General features: G+C 66.4%; 20 protein-coding genes. 13 read left to right on the forward strand and 7 right to left on the reverse strand.

Annotation, left to right across the window (positions count from 1 at the left end; all coding sequences use genetic code 11):
• The first annotated feature begins 36 nt into the window (after positions 1 to 36).
• The 7 genes from F4U95_RS15510 to F4U95_RS15540 all read left to right on the forward strand — a co-directional run bounded on the left by F4U95_RS15510 (position 37) and on the right by F4U95_RS15540 (position 6,785).
• Positions 37 to 315: an antitoxin of toxin-antitoxin stability system gene (locus F4U95_RS15510; RefSeq protein WP_150426293.1), complete on the forward strand. Its 279-nt coding sequence runs from the start codon at positions 37 to 39 to the stop codon at positions 313 to 315.
• The gene (locus F4U95_RS15515) at positions 312 to 590 is read left to right on the forward strand and encodes a type II toxin-antitoxin system RelE/ParE family toxin (RefSeq protein ID WP_150426294.1); all 279 of its coding nucleotides are present in this window, start codon (positions 312 to 314) and stop codon (positions 588 to 590) included. The genes F4U95_RS15510 and F4U95_RS15515 overlap by 4 nt, the downstream gene beginning before the upstream one ends.
• 155 nt (positions 591 to 745) lie before the next feature.
• On the forward strand, positions 746 to 2,335 hold the full coding sequence (gene purH / locus F4U95_RS15520; protein ID WP_150426295.1) for a bifunctional phosphoribosylaminoimidazolecarboxamide formyltransferase/IMP cyclohydrolase: 1,590 nt from the start codon (positions 746 to 748) through the stop codon (positions 2,333 to 2,335).
• A gap of 177 nt (positions 2,336 to 2,512) precedes the next feature.
• On the forward strand, positions 2,513 to 2,845 hold the full coding sequence (locus F4U95_RS15525) for a UrcA family protein (protein ID WP_120251248.1): 333 nt from the start codon (positions 2,513 to 2,515) through the stop codon (positions 2,843 to 2,845).
• A 265-nt stretch (positions 2,846 to 3,110) separates the two neighbouring features.
• Positions 3,111 to 4,634 (forward strand): NAD(P)/FAD-dependent oxidoreductase, encoded by a 1,524-nt coding sequence (locus tag F4U95_RS15530; protein WP_150426296.1) that lies wholly within the window; start codon positions 3,111 to 3,113, stop codon positions 4,632 to 4,634.
• A 5-nt stretch (positions 4,635 to 4,639) separates the two neighbouring features.
• The gene (locus F4U95_RS15535) at positions 4,640 to 5,038 is read left to right on the forward strand and encodes a GtrA family protein (protein WP_150426297.1); all 399 of its coding nucleotides are present in this window, start codon (positions 4,640 to 4,642) and stop codon (positions 5,036 to 5,038) included.
• Entirely contained in the window at positions 5,016 to 6,785 is a 1,770-nt protein-coding gene (locus F4U95_RS15540; RefSeq protein WP_150426298.1) for a hypothetical protein, read from the forward strand. The genes F4U95_RS15535 and F4U95_RS15540 overlap by 23 nt, the downstream gene beginning before the upstream one ends.
• 3 nt (positions 6,786 to 6,788) lie before the next feature.
• Here the strand turns inward: F4U95_RS15540 and F4U95_RS15545 are convergent, their stop codons facing one another.
• The gene (locus F4U95_RS15545) at positions 6,789 to 7,979 is read right to left on the reverse strand and encodes an ABC transporter permease (protein WP_150426299.1); all 1,191 of its coding nucleotides are present in this window, start codon (positions 7,977 to 7,979) and stop codon (positions 6,789 to 6,791) included.
• Positions 7,976 to 8,953, reverse strand: a complete 978-nt coding sequence (locus tag F4U95_RS15550; protein ID WP_150426300.1) for an ABC transporter ATP-binding protein — start codon at positions 8,951 to 8,953, stop codon at positions 7,976 to 7,978. The genes F4U95_RS15545 and F4U95_RS15550 overlap by 4 nt, the downstream gene beginning before the upstream one ends.
• A gap of 55 nt (positions 8,954 to 9,008) precedes the next feature.
• Here F4U95_RS15550 and queG point away from each other — a divergent pair, with 55 nt between their 5' ends.
• Positions 9,009 to 10,034 carry a tRNA epoxyqueuosine(34) reductase QueG gene (gene queG, locus F4U95_RS15555; RefSeq protein ID WP_150426301.1) on the forward strand — a complete coding sequence of 342 codons (1,026 nt, stop codon included), beginning with the start codon at positions 9,009 to 9,011 and terminating at the stop codon, positions 10,032 to 10,034.
• A 399-nt stretch (positions 10,035 to 10,433) separates the two neighbouring features.
• On the opposite strand, the gene F4U95_RS15560 is transcribed toward queG, so the two are convergent.
• Together F4U95_RS15560 and F4U95_RS15565 are read right to left on the reverse strand one after the other, a co-directional pair.
• The gene (locus tag F4U95_RS15560; protein WP_150426302.1) at positions 10,434 to 10,808 is read right to left on the reverse strand and encodes a hypothetical protein; all 375 of its coding nucleotides are present in this window, start codon (positions 10,806 to 10,808) and stop codon (positions 10,434 to 10,436) included.
• On the reverse strand, positions 10,805 to 11,479 hold the full coding sequence (locus F4U95_RS15565; RefSeq protein ID WP_150426303.1) for an EI24 domain-containing protein: 675 nt from the start codon (positions 11,477 to 11,479) through the stop codon (positions 10,805 to 10,807). Before F4U95_RS15565 ends, F4U95_RS15560 begins: the two co-directional genes overlap by 4 nt.
• Positions 11,480 to 11,605: 126 nt before the next feature.
• Here F4U95_RS15565 and F4U95_RS15570 point away from each other — a divergent pair, with 126 nt between their 5' ends.
• Entirely contained in the window at positions 11,606 to 12,607 is a 1,002-nt protein-coding gene (locus tag F4U95_RS15570) for an adenosine kinase (protein ID WP_150426304.1), read from the forward strand.
• A gap of 46 nt (positions 12,608 to 12,653) precedes the next feature.
• Here the strand turns inward: F4U95_RS15570 and F4U95_RS15575 are convergent, their stop codons facing one another.
• The 3 genes from F4U95_RS15575 to tsaD are packed head-to-tail and all read right to left on the reverse strand — an operon-like array spanning position 12,654 to position 16,231.
• Positions 12,654 to 14,174: a lipopolysaccharide biosynthesis protein gene (locus F4U95_RS15575; RefSeq protein WP_120251257.1), complete on the reverse strand. Its 1,521-nt coding sequence runs from the start codon at positions 14,172 to 14,174 to the stop codon at positions 12,654 to 12,656.
• Between the two features lie 54 nt (positions 14,175 to 14,228).
• Positions 14,229 to 15,200: an NAD(P)H-dependent glycerol-3-phosphate dehydrogenase gene (locus tag F4U95_RS15580; protein WP_150426305.1), complete on the reverse strand. Its 972-nt coding sequence runs from the start codon at positions 15,198 to 15,200 to the stop codon at positions 14,229 to 14,231.
• Positions 15,197 to 16,231, reverse strand: coding sequence for a tRNA (adenosine(37)-N6)-threonylcarbamoyltransferase complex transferase subunit TsaD (gene tsaD / locus F4U95_RS15585; RefSeq protein WP_150426306.1), 1,035 nt, complete (start codon positions 16,229 to 16,231; stop codon positions 15,197 to 15,199). Before tsaD ends, F4U95_RS15580 begins: the two co-directional genes overlap by 4 nt.
• 44 nt (positions 16,232 to 16,275) lie before the next feature.
• Between tsaD and hemC the strand changes: the two genes are divergently transcribed.
• The 4 genes from hemC (at position 16,276) to F4U95_RS15605 (ending at position 19,658) form a co-directional block, all read left to right on the forward strand.
• A complete protein-coding gene (gene hemC / locus F4U95_RS15590) occupies positions 16,276 to 17,202 on the forward strand; it encodes a hydroxymethylbilane synthase (RefSeq protein WP_150426307.1) in 927 nt (308 codons plus the stop codon).
• Positions 17,199 to 17,870: a uroporphyrinogen-III synthase gene (locus tag F4U95_RS15595; RefSeq protein ID WP_150426308.1), complete on the forward strand. Its 672-nt coding sequence runs from the start codon at positions 17,199 to 17,201 to the stop codon at positions 17,868 to 17,870. Before hemC ends, F4U95_RS15595 begins: the two co-directional genes overlap by 4 nt.
• Before the next feature lie 7 nt (positions 17,871 to 17,877).
• Positions 17,878 to 18,780 (forward strand): hypothetical protein, encoded by a 903-nt coding sequence (locus F4U95_RS15600; RefSeq protein WP_246171609.1) that lies wholly within the window; start codon positions 17,878 to 17,880, stop codon positions 18,778 to 18,780.
• Positions 18,781 to 18,908: 128 nt separating this feature from the next.
• Positions 18,909 to 19,658, forward strand: coding sequence for an esterase/lipase family protein (locus tag F4U95_RS15605; RefSeq protein ID WP_150426309.1), 750 nt, complete (start codon positions 18,909 to 18,911; stop codon positions 19,656 to 19,658).
• Positions 19,659 to 20,135: the final 477 nt, after the last annotated feature.

Genomic DNA, 20,135 nt, shown 5'->3' on the forward strand with positions numbered 1-20,135 from the left:
CATCGTATATACGATGTCATGACGAAAGGATCTGCCATGGCCAAAGATGCTTTGTTCACGATGAAGTTGGAAGCGGACCTTAGGGACGACTTCATGGCCGAAGCCAGCGCGCTCCATCGCCCGGCATCGCAGGTGCTGCGGGAACTGATGCGCGGTTTCATCCATGAACAACAGGAAAAGCGCAGTTATCAGGCCTTTCTGGAAACCAAGGTCGGCAATGCGCGGGCCGCGATCGCAGCAGGCGACAGCCTGACGGACGAAGAGGTGGAAGCGGAATTCGCGGCACGGCGCGCGGCGGCCACCCGCTCCGAATGAAGGTCCGCTGGTCGGCCCAGGCCCGACACGACCGCGTCGCCATTTGGGACCATATCGCTGCCGACAATGGCGATGCCGCTATCCGGATGGACAAGGCGTTTAGCGACACGGCCCGACGACTGGCCGACTTTCCTTTCATCGGCCACACTGGACTGGTTGCCGGTACGCGCGAAATCAGCCCCCATCGGAACTATCGGCTCGTCTATGAAGTGCGGGATGATATCGTCTGGATTCTGACCATCGTCCACGCCGCACGGCAATGGCCGCCAGAATGACGGGTTTCAGAAAAGCCATCCTTTCCCGTCGGCTATCGCACCCCTGCCTTTCTCATCGGCACAAACATGCCTCGGGGCTGTATTTTTGCCCCATCTGGCACTAAGGGACCGGCGCAAAGCCGTACCGCTCTTTGCCATAGGAAAGCCACAGCCTCATGACTGACGTCACCATCAAGCGCGCCCTATTGTCCGTGTCCGACAAGGCCGGCCTCATCGAACTGGGCGAGGCGCTTGGGCGTCATGGCGTCGAACTGGTGTCGACCGGCGGCACGGCCAAGGCGCTGCGCGAAGCGGGGCTGGAGGTGAAGGATATTTCCGACCTGACCGGCTTCCCCGAAATGATGGACGGCCGCGTCAAGACGCTGCATCCCAAGGTGCATGGCGGCCTTTTGGCCGTGCGCAACAATGCCGAGCATGTGGCGTCGATGGACGAACATGCAATCGGCGCGATCGACCTGGTGGTCGTCAACCTCTACCCCTTCGCCGCGACGGTCTCCAAGGGTGCGGACCGCGACGAGATTATCGAGAATATCGACATCGGCGGCCCGTCGATGGTCCGCTCGGCCGCCAAGAACCATGAAAGCGTCGCGATCGTCACCGATCCGGCCGACTATGCCCGGCTGATCGAGGAAATGGCGCAGAAGGGCGGCGCGACCAGCTACGACTTCCGCCGCCTGCTCGCGGCCAAGGCCTATGCCGCCACCGCCGCATATGATTCCATGATCGCCAGCTGGTTCGCCTTTGCCGATCAGGGCACCGCCTTCCCCGAAACGCTGGCCGTCGCAAGCAAGCTGGGTTCGACCCTGCGCTATGGCGAAAATCCGCACCAGTCGGCCGCGCTCTATCTGCCCGTCGGCCCGTCGGCGAAGGGCATCGCCCAGGCCGAGCAGATTCAGGGCAAGGAACTGAGCTACAATAATTATAACGACGCCGACGCCGCGCTGGAGCTGGTCAGCGAATTTCGCGATGGCCCGCCGACCGTGGTGATCGTGAAGCACGCCAACCCTTGCGGCGTCGCCACCGGCGAGACGCTGATCGAAGCCTATGAAGCGGCGCTCGCCTGCGACAGCGTATCGGCATTTGGCGGCATCATCGCCGTCAACCGCCCGCTCGACGGCCCGACCGCCGAAGCGATCAGCGGCATCTTCACCGAAGTCGTCGCCGCACCCGGCGCCGATGACGAAGCCAAGGCGATCTTTGCGAAGAAGAAGAACCTCCGCCTGCTGCTGACCGGCGACCTGCCCGATCCGGCCCGTCCCGGCCTGCAGATCAAGAGCATCGCGGGCGGCCTGCTGGTCCAGAGCCGCGACAATGGCCAGGTGACGCAGGACGCGCTGAAGGTCGTCACCAAGCGCGCGCCGACCGAGCAGGAACTCAAGGACTGCCTGTTCGCCTGGACCGTGGCCAAGCATGTGAAGTCCAACGCCATCGTCTATGCCAAGGATGGCAGCACGGCAGGCGTGGGCGCGGGCCAGATGAACCGCCTCGAATCCGCGCGCATCGCCGCGTGGAAGGCGAAGGATGCCGCCGAAAAGGCCGGCTGGGCGACGCCGCGCACCATCGGCTCGGCAGTCGCTTCCGACGCCTTCTTCCCCTTCGCCGACGGCCTGCTCGCCGCGGTGGAAGCGGGCGCGACGGCGGTGATCCAGCCAGGCGGCTCGATCCGCGACGACGAAGTGATCGCGGCTGCGGACGAAGCCGGCCTGGCCATGATCTTCACCGGCATGCGCCACTTCCGCCACTAAAAGCTGTTGCGGGTGCGAAGGCAAAGTCTTCGCACCCGCAAAAATCGCGGAAAACCGCCAATTTTTGTGAAGTGGCCTCTTTTCAACCCTGCCGGGCGCGCTTATTTATAGGGGCGACCCTACTTCCACGTCAGACGTGGGGCGAACGATAAAAACATGTTCGACAGGAGATATAGGATGACCAGAAAGACGTGGGTGGCGCTGGCCGCCACGATGGCCCTTGCGCTGCCCGGTGTGGCAAGCGCCGGCAGCAACGACATGGATGTGGTGGTGGATGGCCATGCCGGCACCGAAACGCGCAGCATCGCCGTGTCGGTGGCCGACCTCAACCTTGCCAGCACCAACGGCATGCGCCGCGCCGATTCCCGCATTGTCCGCGCGTCCAAGCAGGTATGCGGCTATGTGAACGGATCGGTCCTGCCCGCTACCGACGGCTATCGCGATTGCTATGGCAGCGCGATCGACGGGGCGCGCGCCGATCTGAGCACCCTGGCCCAGCGCCAGAGCTAGAGCGTTTTCTAAGCAGGTGGAACCACCTGCTGACTCGGAAAACGCGGCAAACCGAAAACTTGGAGCAGCCGAGCCGATGCAATCGGATCGGCTGCTCCAAATCGCCGAATCATTTCCCCACGAAGGGAAATCGCAAGGGCCGTTCCACAATATTGGAGCGGCCCTTTGTCGTGGCAGCCCGTCATGCTTACCGCCTATTAACCACTCCTTAGAGGATTTCCTTCAGTCCCGGAGGCACGAAATATCTCTCGGGGAACTGCCTGCCATGCCGCGTACCGATCACAGCGTCGACGTTGCCATCATCGGTGCCGGCCCGGCCGGGCTGACCGCCGCCTATCTGCTGACAAAGCAGGGACTTAACGTCACGGTGATCGAGAAAGACCCGGTCTATGTCGGCGGCATCAGCCGCACGGTGGAACTGGACGGTTTCCGATTCGACATTGGCGGACACCGATTCTTCTCGAAGTCGCAGCAGGTCGTGGACCTGTGGAACGAGATACTGCCCGACGATTTCATCCAGCGTCCGCGGATGAGCCGAATCTATTACGAGGGCAAATTCTACAGCTATCCGCTCCGCGCGTTCGAAGCGCTGTGGAACCTCGGCATCTGGCGCTCGACTCTGTGCATGGCGAGTTTCGCCAAGGCGCGGCTCTTCCCGAACCGCAACGTCCGCTCCTTCCAGGACTGGACCGTCAACGCGTTCGGTCACAAGCTTTTCTCCATCTTCTTCAAAACCTATACGGAGAAGGTGTGGGGCATGCCCTGCAACGAAATGTCGGCCGACTGGGCGGCGCAGCGGATCAAGGGCCTGTCGCTCTGGGGCGCGGTGGTCGATGGGCTGAAGCGCAGCCTTGGCCTCAACAAGAAGCCCAATGACGGCATGGCGACCAAGACGCTGCTGGAAACGTTCCGCTATCCCCGCCTTGGCCCCGGCATGATGTGGGAAGCCGCGCGCGACAAGGTGGTCGAAGGCGGCAACCAGGTGCTGATGGCGCACAGTTTCAAGCGGCTGGAAGAGGATAAGGCCAACGACCGCTGGCGCCTGATCGCGACCGGGTCGGACGGCGATGTCATCATCGATGCCGCCCATGTGATTTCGTCGGCGCCGATGCGCGAGCTGGCGGGCCGTATTCACCCCCTGCCCGAGACGCTGCCGCAGGCGATGGAGCTGAAATATCGCGACTTCCTGACCGTGGCGCTGATGGTGAAGGGGGAGGATATCTTCCCCGACAACTGGATCTATATCCACGACAGCAAGGTGCAGGTCGGCCGCATCCAGAATTTCCGCAGCTGGTCGCCCGAAATGGTGCCCGATCCTTCGCTCGCCTGCGTGGGCCTGGAATATTTCTGTTTCGAAGGGGACGGCCTGTGGTCCGCGCCCGACGCCGATCTGATCGCGCTCGCTACCCGTGAAATGGCGCAGCTTGGCCTGTGCAGCCCTGACGATGTCGTGGGCGGTGCGGTGGTGCGGCAGGAAAAGGCCTATCCCGTCTATGACGACGATTATGCCGCCAATGTGCTGGCGATGCGCAGCGAACTGGAAGCCCGTTACCCCACGCTGCATCTGGTCGGCCGCAACGGCATGCACCGCTATAATAATCAGGACCATGCGATGATGACGGCGATGCTGACCGTGCGCAACATCGTCGCAGGCGCGCGCGTCCATGACGTGTGGCAGGTCAATGAAGATGCCGAATATCATGAGGCTGGCGATGAAGGCCAAGATGCAGACGCGCAGGCTGCCCTGTCCAGCGTCCGCGCGGTCCCTTCGCGCTTGAAGGCCGCCTGACGCGCATGACAGCGCGGATCGGCGCGCTGCTGGCACGGCTGATGTTCGCCCGCTATCTGCTGGCGAGCATCTGCGCGCTGGGCAGCGATTTCGCCACCTTCCTGATGCTGGACCATGGCGGCGCCGCGCCGATGATGGCCGCGCTGGGCGGCTATCTGGTCGGCCTGATCGTCCATTGGATCATTTCCGTCCGCTTCGTCTTCGATCTGGAGGGCGGCCCAACGCATGTGCAGCGCATCGGCTTCATCGTCAGCGCCGCGATCGGCATGGGCATCACCATGGCGCTGGTCGGTGTGCTGAGCGCTCTTGGCATCGCGCCGGCACTCGCCAAGCTATTGTCGGTGCCGGTCAGTTTCCTGTCCGTCTATGCGATCCGCAAATATGGTATTTTCGCGCGCGCCTGACGCCCCGCGCGCCACCTTATGGGCGCTGCTGCTATGGCTGCTGTGCAGCATGGCGATGCTCTGGCTGTTCCGGGGCGACCTGCCGACGCTGGGCTTTCGCGATCCCGATGATGCGATGCGGCTGGCGCAGGTGCGCGACTGGATCGGCGGGCAAGCCTTTTGGGACGTCAGCCAGCATCGCGTGAACCCGCCGGTCGGCGGCCCGATGCACTGGTCGCGGATCGTCGACATGCCCATCGCGGCACTGATGCTGCTGCTCACCCCCATGATCGGCGCGGCCGGTGCGGAACTGGTCGCCTGCGCCACCGTGCCGCTGTTGCTGCTGGGTGGCCTGACCGTCGCTCTCCTTATCGCCGCGCGCCGTGTGGCCGGCAGCGGCATCGCCCTGCTGAGCGTCGCGCTGCTGCTGACCGCGCCCAGCATATTGGTGCAATTCACCCCGCTGCGCATCGACCATCATGGCTGGCAGATCATGCTGGCCGCGCTGGCGCTCTGCGGCGCGATCGATACCCGGCCGTTGCGCGGGGGGATCGTTACGGGCCTTGCGCTCGCCCTCTGGCTCCAGATTTCGAGCGAGGCGCTGCCCTATGGTGCGCTGTTCGCTGCTACTTTCGCCCTGCGCCACTGGCATGCACGGGATCAGGCGCCGCGCTTCATCGGCTTTGCGCTGCTGCTGGGCGGCGGCGCGCTCATACTGCTCGCCCTGCTGCGCGGGCCGCAAGCCTTGCTGGCGCGCCAGTGCGATGCCTTGTCCTTCGTCTATCTCTGGCCGCTGGTCGCGCTGGCGCTGACGGTCGCGCTTGCGGCGCAATTGGTTGGCACCGCAACCGCCCGATCCCGCTTCCTGATCGCCGCGATCGGCGGTGGGGCAGCCCTCGCCACCTTCCTCGTCACCGGCGGACCATGCCTGTCGGGCGATCCTTTCGCCGCATTGGGCCCGGTGGCCTATCGGCTCTGGTATCTGCAAGTCATGGAAGGCCGGCCGATCTGGGAACAGAGCCTGTCGATGCAGGGCGTCATCCTGCTGCCTCCGCTGCTGGGCCTTGGCGCCAGCCTGATGGCCGCACGGCACACCCATGGCGAAGCGCGGATGCGCTGGCTGACGCTGCTGATGCTGCTGGCCGGCGCGACCCTTGTGTCGTTGCTGGTGATGCGGGCCTTGTCGGTCGCCCATGTCTTTGCCCTGCCCGGCATCGCCTGGCTGTTGCTGCGCCTGTTCGACAAGGCGCAGGCGTCCCCCATGGCGCTGGTGCGGGTGCTGGGGTCGGTCGCGCTGGTATTGCTGACGCCTGCCGGCCTGTGCGCCGCCTGGGTAGCCATTGCCGCCAAACCGGAACCTGCCAAGGCCGTCAGCGCCAATTGCCGTGCAGCCTCCGTGCTGGCCCCGCTCAAGGCGCTTCCCACAAGCACCCTGTTCGCGCCGCTCGACCTTGGCCCCGACATTCTCGTCCAGACGCACCACAGCGTCATCGGCACCGCCCATCATCGCAACGCGGCCGGCATCACCGCCGTGATCGAAGGGTTCGTCGATGCGCCCGATCAGGCGCGCATCGTGATCGGCCGAACCCGCGCCCGCTACATCCTGACCTGCGACGGCCTGACCGAATATCGGCTTTACGGACAGGAAAATGCCAAGGGGCTGGCAGCGCTGCTCGCCAGGGGCAGGATTCCCGCCTGGCTGGAACCGATACCCGCCAAGGCGCCGTTGCGCCTCTATCGGATCAAAGCGGACTTCAAAATGCGCTAAGGATCAATGGGTCGCCGGCCTGAACAGCCGCTTCCACCAGCTGCCGCCCGACTGCATCACATGCCGGCGGAACAGCAGCACGCCCACCCGGATGATCAGCGCCACGAAGCTCGCCTGCCAGACCAGAGCGACCAGATGCGGCCAGACCGCCCCGTCCTGCGCCGCCCGCGCGATCATGGCGAAGGGCGAACTGAACGGGAAGATGCAGGCCGCGACCTCCGCTGGCGACCCCATATGATCGACCGCATAGCTGGCGAAGAAGAAGATCAGCATCTGCGCCATGGTGATCGGCATATTGAGCGTCTGCACCTCACGCACCGTCGCCGCCTGCGCCCCGATGCCCAGGAAGAGCGAACCGAGCAACGTATAGGCCATGGCGAAGTATAGCACCGCCAGCATCAGGAAGAGCGGCCAGCCCACCGCCGGCGCCGGCAAAGCCCCGCCCCCGCCATGCAGGCCCAGAAAGATGGCGAAGGCCGTGCCGCCCCAAAAGGCGATGCCCACGAAACTCATCGCCAGCATCGCCATCAATTTGCCGAGGAAGATCGCGTCGATCGGCACGGCGGCGGCCAATATCTCGATGATCTTGTTGGTCTTTTCCTCGACCAGATTGGACAGGATCATGCCCGCGAGCAGGATGGTGAGGAAGAACATCACCACCTGCGCCACCCGGCCGATCAACAAGCGCGCCTGCGCCTGCGCGCCCAGGCTGGTCGTCACTTCCTGCCGCTCGACGGTCACGAATTTCAACGTGCGCTCCGTCAGGGCGGCGGTGGACAGAAGGCTGATGTCGCCCTGCAACTTGTCCAGATCCTCCACCTTGCCGGTCAGTACGGGGCTGTTCAGCGTGCCGGACAGGATCGCCACAACCTCCGAATCCGGCCGGGCCAGCTGGATGCGCGGCGCGGGTGCGGACGGCACCGTGCGCAGGCGGGGCAAGGACTGGTCGCCCATACGCTGCGCCAGCCGATCATGCGCCCGCTCCAGCGCGCCCGCGTCCGCCGCCGACATGGCGACGCCCACGATCGGGCGCAAATCCGTGCTGCTGATCTTGTCGCCCAGCCCGCCAAAGGCGAAACCGATCAGGATCGGCAGCATCGGCCCGAGCAGGAACAGGATGAAGGTCCGCGACAGCACGACGGCGGTGAAATCCCGCCGGGCGATGACGAAGGCGGCGCGCCACAACTGCATCATGGCTGCGCCTCCTGCGGAACGTCACCCTGCATCTGGCGCGCCGCCGCTTCCCCCGCGATCGCGACGAACGCGTCGTGCAAGCCCGGCCGCTCGATCGACAGGCTTTCGATTCCCGCCTGCCCATCGATCAGCGCGCGTAACAAGGGTTCGATCCCTTCGTCGGGCAGGGCGAAATGCCATGTCCCCTCCTCCGCCATCGTGTCGGCCGGCAAAGCGCGGCGCCAGGCGCCATCGCTCGTCCGCGTGCGCAGCCGCACCTGCGATCGCAGCCGGTCGCGCGCATCGCCCGGCGTCCCTTCGAACCGGATGCGCCCGCCCGCGACGATGGCGATCCGCTCGCACAGCCGATCGGCATGGGCGATGACATGGGTGGAAAAGAGGATGGTGACGCCATCGCGCGCCTGCTGCCGAATCAACGCCTCCAATTTCTCCTGATTGATCGCGTCGAGGCCGGAAAAAGGCTCGTCCAGCACGATCAGCCGGGGACCATGGACGATGGTGCCGAACAGCTGCACCGTCTGGGCCATGCCCTTCGACAATTGCCGGATCGGCTTGTCCATCGCCGCGCCCATGCCGTGCGCGTCCAGCATCGCCTTCGCGCGCTTGCGCCCCTCGGCCAGCGGCAACCCGCGCAGCGCGCCCATGAAGGCGACCGCTTCATAAGCCTTCATCGAGGGATAAAGGCCGCGCTCTTCGGGCAGATAGCCGACCTGGCTCGCCATGCGCAGCGGCTGCGCCTCGCCCAGCAGGGTGCGATGCCCTTCATCCGGGTCGATGATGCCCAGCAGCGTGCGCAGCAGCGTCGTCTTGCCCGCGCCATTGGGGCCGAGCACGCCATAGATGGTGCCCGCCGGCACGGCGATGTCGATGCCATCCACCGCACGGAAGCTGCCGAAAGTCTTGACAAGCCCATGCCCCTCTACGGCATAGGCCGGGATGGAGGCGGGGGACGAGGCCGTTATGTCGCCGATCATCCCGCCCTGATAGTCTGGACCCGTGCCCGTGCCTATTAAAACCTTGGCCCACCCCTTGGAACAGCGCCTGAAGGCGGAAGCGGCGCGGCTGGGCTTTGCCGCCTGCCGCATCGCGCCCGCCGATGTCGCGCCCAAGACCGGGGAGCGGCTGCGCCAATGGCTGGACGCGGGCCATCATGGCGACATGCTGTGGATGGAGGATCGGGCCGAACAGCGGGGGTCGCCCAAGGGGCTGTGGCCAGACGTGCGCAGCGTCATCATGCTCGGCATGAGCTATGCGCCGGGGCGCGATCCGCTGGGGCTGGCCGATGTGCCCGACCGGGCGCGCTTTTCGGTCTATGCGCAGGGCAAGGATTATCATGACGTCGTCAAGAAAGCCCTCAAGGCGCTGGCCCGCTGGCTGGTGGAGCAGCAACCAAGTGCGCTCAAGGTGTTCGTGGATACGGCGCCGGTGATGGAAAAGCCGCTGGCGCAGGGCGCGGGCCTGGGCTGGCAGGGCAAGCATAGCAATCTGGTCAGCCGCGACCATGGCAGCTGGCTGTTCCTGGGCGCCATCTACACCGAAATGGCGCTGGAACCCGACAGCGGCGAGCGCGACCATTGCGGCAGTTGCAGCGCCTGCATCAACGCCTGCCCGACCGACGCCTTCCCCTCCCCCTATGTGGTCGATGCGCGGCGCTGCATCTCCTACCTCACCATAGAGCATAAGGGGCCGATCCCGGAGGATTTGCGCGCCGGGATCGGCAACCGCGTCTATGGCTGCGACGATTGCCTGTCGGTCTGTCCGTGGAACAAGTTCGCCGATCATGCCGCAGCGAACAAGGCGTTCATCGGCCGCGCCGAACTGGCCGCGCCGGCGATCGGCGACCTGCTCGACCTGGACGACGCGACCTTTCGCGAGATTTTCTCCGGCTCCCCGATCAAGCGCATCGGCCGCAACCGCATGGTCCGCAACGCCGCGATCGCGGCGGGCAATAGCGGTGACACGCGTTTGCTGGCACGGCTGGAGGCGCTGGTCGCGGACGAAGACCCGGTCGTGGCGGAAGCGGCGACATGGGCGATCGGGAAGCTGACGGGGTAAACGGCGGGGAAAGAGCGGCCGGTATTTCTCCCCTCCCTGCCAAGGGAGGGGCTGGGGGTGGGTACGCCGCGCAGCGGCGCTCTATCGTCTATAGGCAGAAGGCTCGCTTCGCTCACCACCCACCCCAACCCCTCCCTTAAAAGGGAGGGGCTTATAGCTGGTTTCGCCTCGTCCCATCGGTCCAAGCAAAATCCTTCCAATGTAGGATTCGCTCTGATCTATCCTCGTGGATGGCCTCGCTTTTCCCCTCCCGCCCACGGCAGCAATCACAGGCGCATGCGCGCACGCTTCGCGGAAGCCTTGGAGAGGCGTTGGTAAAGCCTTGGGGACGCCTCGCGAGCGTGTTGCGAGCGCTTCGGGGCGAAAGGCCGTGTAACGGTGTGAACTTTGCCGCTGCGCCTATTTCGCCTGCAACGCCGTGGCGCAGGCGGCGGGATCGACGTCGGTGCCGGTCGGGCTGCGCGCATCGACATGGGTGACGACCGGCTCCTTGCCGCGCGCGGGCGCATAAAGATAGGCGTCGAGGATGCAACGGCCGTTGGCGAACTGCAATTTGCGCACCGTCGTCTCGCGAATGTCGAGCCGGGGTTCGCCGAACATCTGGGTCAACCGCCGCGCGTCGGCGCCCATCAGCGGTCCCTGCTTCATGAAGGCGCTGGCCGGCGGTCCGGGCGGCGGCGCGATCGGCCGGGCGGGGGGCACGACCGTCCCGGCGCCGCAGGCGGCCAGCGGCAGGGCCAGCAGGGACGTCAGGCCCGAACGGAAGGTCTTCATGATGTCTTCGTCTTTCGGCCCAGCAGCATATGGACCGCCATAGCCGCGCTGAAGATCGGCGCAAGCAGGTTGGCGACCGGCACCAGGAACAGAAGCGCCGAAACGAGGCCCATGAGCCACCGGCTGCTACGACTGAGCGGCGGGAGGGTCGGATGACGCGGCTCCACCATGTCGGCCATGTCGCGGCCAAGCAGATAGGCGTTGAGCGCCAGGAACAGCCCGATCGTCCCCACCCCCGTCACCAGCAACAGGATATAGGCGGGCAGCGCGAGCAGATTCCAGCCGACCGTCCGGGCGACCGATCGACAGGCGAAGCGCAGGCTGCGCGCCCAGCCGACCGGGCGCGCGGTGACATGGGGATAATCGTCGCGCTCCACCGCCTCGATAATATCGTCGGCGAACAGGCCCATCACCGCCATCGCGGTGGCGCGGAACAGCAGCCAGCCGGACGCGACCATCAGCAGCGCGGTCGCCGTCGCCTCGCCCCAATTGCCCCAGCTGGTGCCGCCGCCCCAGCCGAAATGCAGCCGCAGCGCGTGGAAGCCGAACCAGAAAGCGACCGCCAGCCCGGCGAAGAGCAGCAGGGTCAGGATGATCGTCTTGATCAACAGGCGCAGCGCTGCGCCGTGAAAGATGGAGGGAAAGGCGCGCAGGGCAGCGGTCAGGACCATCGCCCAGCTATCCTACCGCCCGGCCATCAGGTCAATCACCGGCGTTGCAGGGGAAAGTTGCATGGGGCCGGCCGGACCGGTAAAGGCCGTGAAATTTTATTTCTTCCATCAGACTAAGGATAGTGCGTGACCGCTTCTGCCCCCACTTTGGATGTCGTCGCGATCGGCAACGCCATCGTCGACGTGATCGCCCGCAGCGACGACGCCTTTCTGGCGCAGCATGCCCTGACCAAGGGCGGCATGCAGCTGATCGACGCCGACATGGCAGAGACGCTCTATGCCGACATGGGCCAGGCCAAGGAAATCAGCGGCGGATCGGCCGCCAACACGCTGGCCGGCCTGGCGGCGCTGGGCAAGAAGTGCGGTTTCATCGGTCAGGTCAATGACGACCAGCTGGGCGCGGTCTTCGCGCATGACGTCCATGCGCTGGGCATCCGGTTCGACACGCCCGCGGTGCAGGGCGACATTCCGACCGCCCGCTGCCTGATCCTGGTGACGCCGGACGCGCAGCGGACCATGAACACCTTCCTGGGTGCCTCGCAATTCCTGCCCGAAGCGGCGCTGGACCTGGACATGATCCGCTCGGCCGGCATCCTGTATCTGGAAGGCTATTTGTGGGATCCGGCGCAGCCGCGCGCGGCGATGCGCGCCGCGATCGAGGCCGCGCATGAGGCCGGTCGCAAGGTCGCCTTCACCCTGTCCGACAATTTCGTGATCGACCGCCATCGCGCCGATTTCATCGACCTGATCGAACAGGGGCTGATCGACATCCTCTTTTCGAACGAGGGCGAGATCCAGTCGTTGGCGCAGGTCGACGATTTCGATGCCGCGCTGGCGCGCTTCGCCGACAAGGTGCCGGTGCTGGTGTCGACCCGCAGCGAAAAGGGCGCGGTCGCCATCGTCGACGGCGTACGCCATGAAGCGCCCGCCGCTCCGGTCGCGCAGATCATCGACACGACCGGCGCGGGCGATCTGTTCGCCGCCGGCTTCCTGGCCGCGCATATCGACGGGCGCAGCGTTGAAGATGCGCTGGCGCTGGGCGCCGCCGCCGCCGCCGAAGTCATCTCGCATTGGGGCGCGCGCCCCGAGGAAGATCTGGGCGTGATCCGCGACAAGCTGTTCGCCTGACCTGACCGAAAAAGGCCCGCCTCTCCATCGAGAGGCGGGCCTTTTTTTATGCGGGCTTCTGCTTGCGGAACAGGGCGCGGTCGTCGGAGCCGAAGCCCCAGCGCCAGATGACGAGGCCGTAGGCGCCCAATATCGCCCAGACGCCGACCGCCAGTTCGACCCATTCGAAACGGGCCGGCAGAGCGACGAAGCCCGCCCCGACGATACAGGCCACACCCGCCGCGCTCAGCAGCGGCCAGCGCCAGGCGTTGATCGGCGCGTCGAGCAGGCTGGAGAGCAGCCGCGCCTTGACGAAGGCGCTCACGCCCAGCGCCAGGCAAAGCGCCAGCGCCGGCGCGGCGGCGATCCACATGACTTCCATGCCCAGCGCCCGCGCCGCGAAGATCAGGGCGAAGCTGAAGGCCGCCTGCAACCCGATCATGAAGAGGGAGATCATGAGATTGCGATGGCGGGCGATATAGACCAGCGCCGATTCGCTGACGACGGCGGTGGCCGCGACCACTTCGGCCAGCAGCAGGAAGGCGAGCGCGCCGGTGCCGCCCACGAAATGCGGACCGACCAGACCCATCACCGCTTCGCCCGGAATGCCGAGCGCCAGGGCGATGCCCGCCTGCGCTGCGATGATCCAGAAGCCGACCTGGCTGACCTGCTTGGCGATGGCGGCCAAATTGTTTTCGGCGAGGTTGCGGGTGATGACCGGGCCGAGAATCGGGTCGAAGCTGGTCTTCAATTTCTGCGGCAGCGACGCGACCTGCTGCGCGACATAATAGATACCGATCACCGCCGGGCTGACGAACAGGCCCAATATCGCCATGTCGAGCCGGCGCGATCCCCATTCGACCCCGTCCGCCGCCGCCAGCGGCAGGTTGCGACGGGCGAGGCGCCAGAGCCGGCCCGGATCGGGGCGCCAGCCGGTCGGCCGGCCATAATGGCGGATCATCGGGATGATGGACGCGACAAAAGCCGCGATCATCGACACGGCATAGGAGAGGATGAGGCCGTCGCGGGTCGAGTAGAAAGCGAAGGCGAAGGCGCCGATGCTGATCGTCCAGGGTTCGATGATGGACCGCGCCCGGACGGTCGCGCCGACATCGAAGCGATAGGCGCAAGCGGCCAGCGCCACGTCCGATCCCGCCACGCCGATCACCACCAGCGCCAGCAACCGGTCGAGGCCGTTGATGCTGCTGTTGGGGAACATCGCCTGCGGAAAGGCGATGAGGATCGCCGAACCCAGCAAGGCCGCGAGCAGTGTCACGACCATCGCGTCGGTCACGACATGATTATGCGGCCGTTCCGTCTGCGACAATGCGCCGGCCAGGCCGCGCTTCAGGCCCAGCGTCGCGATCTGGGCGACGAATTCCACCACCAGCACGGCATAGGCGAAGCGACCCAGCGCTTCGGCGCCATACCAGCGCCCCGCGATGAACAGGAATGGCAGGCGCGCAGCCAGTCGCAGCAGGAAACCGAAGATATTGGTCCGCCCGCCCTTGGCCAGAGCGGCGATATCATCCTGATCCTTGGATGGAGACGCCTCTGTCGCCAACGAACTGTGAACCCCTTGTGTCATTCTCTGTTGCTATATCTGTTCGTTGTAGGCGCAATGCAGCGGCAGCGCGACGGGTTATTCAGGGCGCAGCGGCCGGGCGAGCAGCGCGTCGATGACCTGCGCCAGCGGCGCGGCCTCCATCAGCAGGGCGCAGACCGCCTCCACCACCGGCATTTCGACGCCGGCCGCGCGGGCGGCATCGCGCAGGACGGGCGCGGTATGCGCCCCTTCCGCCACGGTGCGACGGTTGGACAGGAGGTCGGTGGCGCTGCCGCCTCCACCCAGCCCCTTGCCGAGGGAAAAGTTGCGCGAATTGGTGGAGGAGCAGGTGAGGACCAGGTCGCCCAGCCCCGACAGTCCGCCCAGCGTTTCCGCCCGCGCGCCGCGCGCCAGGCCAAAGCGGGTCATTTCGGCAAAGCCCCGGCTGATCAGCGCAGCGCGGGCGTTGAGGCCCAGGCCCGCCCCCTCCGCAACACCGCAGGCGATGGCCAGCACATTCTTGACCGCGCCGCCGATCTCCGCGCCGATGACGTCGTCCGACAGATAGGGGCGGAAGGCCGGCCGGGCGATCCGGGCGGCCAGGCGCTGGCCCAGCTCGCGGTCTTCGCAGGCCAGGGTGATGGCGGTCGGCAGGCCCTTCGCCACTTCATGGGCGAAGGTGGGGCCGGACAGGACGGCGATGGGCGAGGTCGGCTGCGCCTCTTGCGCGACCTGCGACATGAGCAGGCTGGTGCCGGCCTCTATCCCCTTGGAACACAGGACGAGCGGGACGCCGGCCGGCGCCTGCGCGACGACGCTGCGCAGATGCTGGGCGGGGCTGACCACCAGCAGCAGGTCGCAATCCGACAGATCGGCCATGCTGCCCGTCGCCGCAATCGAGGACGAGAGCGGAATATTGGCGAGATAGAGCGGATTTTCATGGGTGCGATTGATCGCATCCACGACATCGGGCTCCAGCGCCCACAGGGCGACCGGCTGGCCGTCGCTGGCCAGCAATTGGGCCAGCGCCGTGCCCCAGGCACCTGCCCCTATGACTCCAGCCTTCATGCCTTCACTCCTGCTCCACGGGCCTTTTCCGCCGCCGGGTCGAGCGGCCAGCGCGGCCGGGCGGGTACGGTCAGATCATCGACAAGGCCGACCGCATAGCGCTCCGCCCCGGCCCAGGCGATCATCGCCGCATTGTCGGTACACAGCCATAGCGGCGGCGCGACGAAGGGCAGGTCATGCGTTGCGGCCAGCTGTTCGAGCGCGGTGCGGATCGGTTGATTGGCGGCCACGCCACCCGCCACGACGAGCGCAGTGACGCCCTCGCTTGTCGCCAGCGCACGACGGGTGCGGTCGATCAGGCAGTCGATCACCGCCTGCTGGAACGATGCGGCGATGTCTTCGGTCGCATATTGGCCCGACTGGACAGCGCGCATCACCGCGCTTTTGAGGCCGGCGAAGGAGAAATGCGGTTCGGACGTGCCGACCAGCGGGCGCGGCAAAGGCACCGCCTTGGGATTGCCCTGCGCCGCCGCCTTTTCCACCTGCGGACCGCCGGGATAGCCAAGGCCCAGCAGCTTGGCCGTCTTGTCGAAGGCTTCGCCCGCCGCATCGTCGATCGTGGTGGCCAGGCGCGCATAATCGCCCGGCCCCTTCACATGGAGCAACTGGCAATGGCCGCCCGATACGAGCAGCAACAGATAGGGGAATTGCAGCGTCGGATCGGCCAAGCGCGGCGAAAGCGCATGCCCTTCCAGATGATTGACCGCGACCAGCGGCTTGCCGGCCGCATGGGCGAGCGCCTTTCCGGTGACGAGGCCGACCATCACGCCGCCGATCAGGCCGGGGCCAGCGGTCGCCGCGATCACGTCTACATCCGCCAGCGTCATCTTTGCGTCGGCAAGCGCGGCCTCGATCAACGGGCTGAGCGCTTCCACATGGGCGCGGGCGGCGATTTCGGGGACGACGCCGCCATAGGGGCGGTGCGCTTCCTCTTGCGTGGCGAGGCGATGCGCCAGGATTCGGCCATCGGCCGTCACAAGCGCCGCCGCGGTTTCGTCGCAGCTCGATTCCAGGCCGAGGATGATGGTCATTGTCGCTTCCATCTAATGCCCACGGCCATTAGAGCAAGCCGCATATGCTTTTCACTGATCGACCGTTGCGCCTCGGCACCAGAGGATCGCCCCTGGCACTGGCCCAGGCCCATATGACCGCCCGCGCCCTTCGCGCCGTCCATGGCTGGGCGGAGGGTGCCGTGCAGATCGTTACCGTCCAGACCAGCGGCGACCGGATACAGGACCGGGCGCTGGCCGATATCGGCGGCAAGGCGCTGTGGACCAAGGAACTGGACCGGGCGCTGGTGACGGGCGAAATCGATTTTGCGGTCCACAGCATGAAGGATGTGGAAACGCTGCGCCCGGACGCCTTCCATATCGCCGCCATGCTGCCGCGCGCCGATGTGCGCGACAGGCTGGTCGGGGTGGAGAGTTTCGACGCGCTGCCTGCCAACCCGCTGGTGGGGACGAGTTCGCCGCGCCGCGCCGCGCAGGTGAAGCGGTTGCGGCCAGACGCGACCATCACCCTGTTTCGCGGCAATGTCGCCACGCGGCTGGCCAAGCTGGCGACGGGCGAGGTGCATGCGACTTTGCTGGCGGCGGCGGGGCTGGACCGGCTGGACCAGAGCGATGTCGGCGTAACGATTCCGATCGACCTGATGTTGCCTGCGCCGTCGCAAGGCGCGGTGGGGATCGAGACGCTGGCCGCCAATGACGCCGTGGTCGCGGCGTTGGCGGCGATCAACGATCGCGACACGTTCGACGCGGTGATGGCCGAGCGCGGCGTGCTGAAGGGGCTTGGCGGCACTTGCCATTCGCCGATCGCGGCACTGGCGCGGGTGGAGGCGGATGGCCTGTATCTGGTCGCCGAGATCATCAGCCCGGATGGGCAGGAAACGGTACGTGAGGAAGCGCGGCTGCTGCGTGGGGACGAGCCGGCGGCCGAAGCGATCGGCCAGACGCTGCTGGAGCGGGCCAGCCCGGCGCTGCGCGCGCTGTTCGAGGGGTGAGGCGCGTCCTGATCCTGCGCCCCGAACCGGCGGCGGGCAGGACGGCGGCCAAGGCGGCTGCGCTGGGCCTGGATGCGCGGGTGCATCCGCTGTTCGCGCCCCAGCCGATCGACTGGGCGCCGCCGGTGCCGGAGGATTTCGACGCGCTGCTGCTGACCAGCGCCAATGGCGTGACATTCGCCGGGCCGGCGCTGCTGCATTATCGCGGCCTGCCAACCTATGCGGTGGGTGCCAACACGGCGCAGGCACTCACCGAGGCCGGCTTTCCCACCGTCATCGCCGGCGATAGCGACGGCAGCGCGATCGCGGCGCGGATCGCGGGCGACGGACATGGTCGGGTGCTGCATCTGGCCGGCACGACGGTCGCGCCGATGGAGATAGGGCCGCTCGAACTGACGCGGATCGCGGTGTACGGCATGACCGCCCTGCCGCCCGATCCGGCACTGATCGCCGACGCGGTGCCGGGGTCGATCCTGCTGGTCCATTCGCCGCGCGCCGCCGTGCGGCTGGCGGAACAGATCGGGCGGGAAGGGCGGAAAAGCCTGCATATCGTGGCGATCAGCGCGGCGACATTGGCCGCGTGCGGCCCTGGCTGGGCCAGTGGGCAGGCCCCTGCCCTGCCGCGCGATGACGAGATGCTGGCCCTCGCCCTTCGATTGTGCGAATGACGGGGCAATGACAGACGAAAGGGTCCGCATGAACGACGAGGATGGGGTCGGCACGATCGGCGCCGGACCGCCGCCCGCGCGTCGGCGCAGCCTGTTGCCGCTGCTGATCCTGACCCTGCTGGCCTTTGCGCTGGGCGTCGTGCTGACCGTCTGGGCCTGGCCGCAGATCCAGCGCCGCTGGGGGGATCCGCAGCCTCAGCCGGCCACGCCTGCGCCAGTGCAGGGCCTGATCGGGGCAGGCAACCCGGCCGTGGCCGCCCGCCCCCTGACCACCGATGCCGCGCAGATGCTGGACGGGCGCGTCATACAGCTGGAGGAACGGCTGAACCGTATCACCGTCGAAGCGCAGGCCGCGTCGGGCAATGCCGCGCGGGCCGAAGGGCTGCTGGTCGCCTTCGCCGCGCGCCGTGCGCTCGATAACGGGACGCCGCTCGGTTATATCGAGGGGCAGTTGCGACTGCGCTTCGGCCAGGCCCAGCCGCGCGCCGTCGCCGCCATCATCAACGCCGCGCGCGAGCCGATCACCTTGGCCGATTTGCGCGGCGGGCTGATGGACGTGTCCACCCAGTTGACGACGCCCCCGGCCGATGCCGGATGGTGGGACGCGCTGGAGCATGAGGCGCGCGAGCTGATCACCATCCGCAAGGCATCCACCCCCTCCCCCCGGCCGCAGGTGGCGATGGACCGGGCGCTGCGCTATATCGACGGCGGCCGGGTCAGTGCCGCGCTGGCCGAAGTGGAGCGGATGCCGGGCCGGGCCGTGGCGGACCGATGGATGCAATATACCCGCCGCTATCTGGAAGCGCGGCGCGCGCTGGACCTGATCGAGACGGCGGCGATCCTGGAACCGCGGGAATTGCGCGGGACCGAGGGCGCGGCGGTAAATCAGACGTCGCCTCTCGCCCCTTAATTGCCTGTCACAAACGACGAACCGTTGATCGCATGAGGCGAAACCCATAGACGCGCTCTGCGTTGTCACGATAATGTCATCGTTTCTCGTCGCGAAACCTGCGGCAGGGTTCAGGGATCATCATCGTCGTGCCGCCTTACGCTCAAGCTGTCAGCAGTTTCTGGAAAGATCGCCTCGCGTCCGGACCGCGCGCGGCGCAGCTTCCGCCTGTGCAGCAATTGCTGGGCAATCTGAGCGTGCCGTTCGACCTGAAGCGGACGCGGGCGCAGGCCGCCCTGCTGGCCGGGCAAATGCAGGGCGATGGGCGTAACATATTACTGATCCCCGGCCTGATGGCGTCGGAACAGCGTATGGGCTGGCTGCGCGATATTTTGAACGCGGCCGGCTATGCCGCGCATGACTGGGGCATGGGCCGCAATTTCGGGCCGAAGCCCGATAGTCTGGACAAGATCGACCGCCGCGTGGACGCGATTCGCAAGCAGACCGGCGCGCCGGTGACGCTGGTGGGCTGGAGCCTGGGCGGGCTTTACGCGCGCGAATATGCCAAGTTCGCCGCGCACAAGGTCGGTGGCGTGGTGACGATGGGCACGCCCTTTTCCGGCGATCCGCGCGCCAACCATGCCTGGCGGCTGTATCAGCTGGTATCGGGTTCGCCGGTTGATCGCCCGCCCTTCCCCTGCACCCGCGAAGCCAAGCCGCCGGTTCCGACCGTGGCCCTGTGGTCGAAGCGCGACGGCGTGATCCTGCCGGAATGTTCGCGCGGTCGGGCCGGCGAACGCGATAAGGCGATCGAGGTGGATTGCACCCATATGGGCTTTGCCGCGTCGCCCGAAGGCATTGCGGCCGTGGGCAAGGCGCTGGACGCGCTGCGGGCCTGAAAAGGTCACGGATTCGACCGACAGGGTCATTGCACCAAAGTTCACACCGTCGATGCGGGCGTGTTTTTGCGCCTTTGAGCCGGAATCGCGACGACCATGCGCCGCCGACGCGCCGGGGCTGCGCCTGTTGGGTCATGGGGACGCGACGGCCACGCGGCGGGGACGCGCCGGATAGGTCACAGTTGCGTTTCTGTTGGAGCGGCGTAGGCGGTGATGGGTGGTGGTGATGGGCAGACTGGTCCATCCTTCAGGACAGATCAGGCCAAATCCTATTTTGGAAGGGGAATAGGAGGGGCGAGGCTTTCCCAACCGCGATTGGTGCGGAAGGGAGAGGATAGTTGGGGCATGGCTGAATTGTGGACGGTCTGCTTATCTTAGCCCTCTCCCGTTCTTCACGGGAGAGGGTTGGGTGAGGGTCTTTCTTCTTACCGGCAGGAAGTGCTCGTCCATAAAGAAAAAAGACCCTCACCGACACCG

Source organism: Sphingobium limneticum (genome assembly GCF_008710165.1).
Taxonomy (GTDB): domain Bacteria; phylum Pseudomonadota; class Alphaproteobacteria; order Sphingomonadales; family Sphingomonadaceae; genus Sphingobium; species Sphingobium limneticum.

Coding starts and splice junctions, on each gene's coding strand:
- F4U95_RS15510 (WP_150426293.1), top strand. CDS start 37: ATGGCCAAAGATGCTTTGTTCACGATGAAGTTGGAAGCGGACCTTAGG.
- F4U95_RS15515 (WP_150426294.1), top strand. CDS start 312: ATGAAGGTCCGCTGGTCGGCCCAGGCCCGACACGACCGCGTCGCCATT.
- purH (WP_150426295.1), top strand. CDS start 746: ATGACTGACGTCACCATCAAGCGCGCCCTATTGTCCGTGTCCGACAAG.
- F4U95_RS15525 (WP_120251248.1), top strand. CDS start 2,513: ATGACCAGAAAGACGTGGGTGGCGCTGGCCGCCACGATGGCCCTTGCG.
- F4U95_RS15530 (WP_150426296.1), top strand. CDS start 3,111: ATGCCGCGTACCGATCACAGCGTCGACGTTGCCATCATCGGTGCCGGC.
- F4U95_RS15535 (WP_150426297.1), top strand. CDS start 4,640: ATGACAGCGCGGATCGGCGCGCTGCTGGCACGGCTGATGTTCGCCCGC.
- F4U95_RS15540 (WP_150426298.1), top strand. CDS start 5,016: ATGGTATTTTCGCGCGCGCCTGACGCCCCGCGCGCCACCTTATGGGCG.
- F4U95_RS15545 (WP_150426299.1), bottom strand. CDS start 7,979: ATGATGCAGTTGTGGCGCGCCGCCTTCGTCATCGCCCGGCGGGATTTC.
- F4U95_RS15550 (WP_150426300.1), bottom strand. CDS start 8,953: ATGATCGGCGACATAACGGCCTCGTCCCCCGCCTCCATCCCGGCCTAT.
- F4U95_RS15560 (WP_150426302.1), bottom strand. CDS start 10,808: ATGAAGACCTTCCGTTCGGGCCTGACGTCCCTGCTGGCCCTGCCGCTG.
- F4U95_RS15565 (WP_150426303.1), bottom strand. CDS start 11,479: ATGGTCCTGACCGCTGCCCTGCGCGCCTTTCCCTCCATCTTTCACGGC.
- F4U95_RS15575 (WP_120251257.1), bottom strand. CDS start 14,174: ATGACACAAGGGGTTCACAGTTCGTTGGCGACAGAGGCGTCTCCATCC.
- F4U95_RS15580 (WP_150426305.1), bottom strand. CDS start 15,200: ATGAAGGCTGGAGTCATAGGGGCAGGTGCCTGGGGCACGGCGCTGGCC.
- tsaD (WP_150426306.1), bottom strand. CDS start 16,231: ATGACCATCATCCTCGGCCTGGAATCGAGCTGCGACGAAACCGCGGCG.
- hemC (WP_150426307.1), top strand. CDS start 16,276: ATGCTTTTCACTGATCGACCGTTGCGCCTCGGCACCAGAGGATCGCCC.
- F4U95_RS15600 (WP_246171609.1), top strand. CDS start 17,878: ATGACAGACGAAAGGGTCCGCATGAACGACGAGGATGGGGTCGGCACG.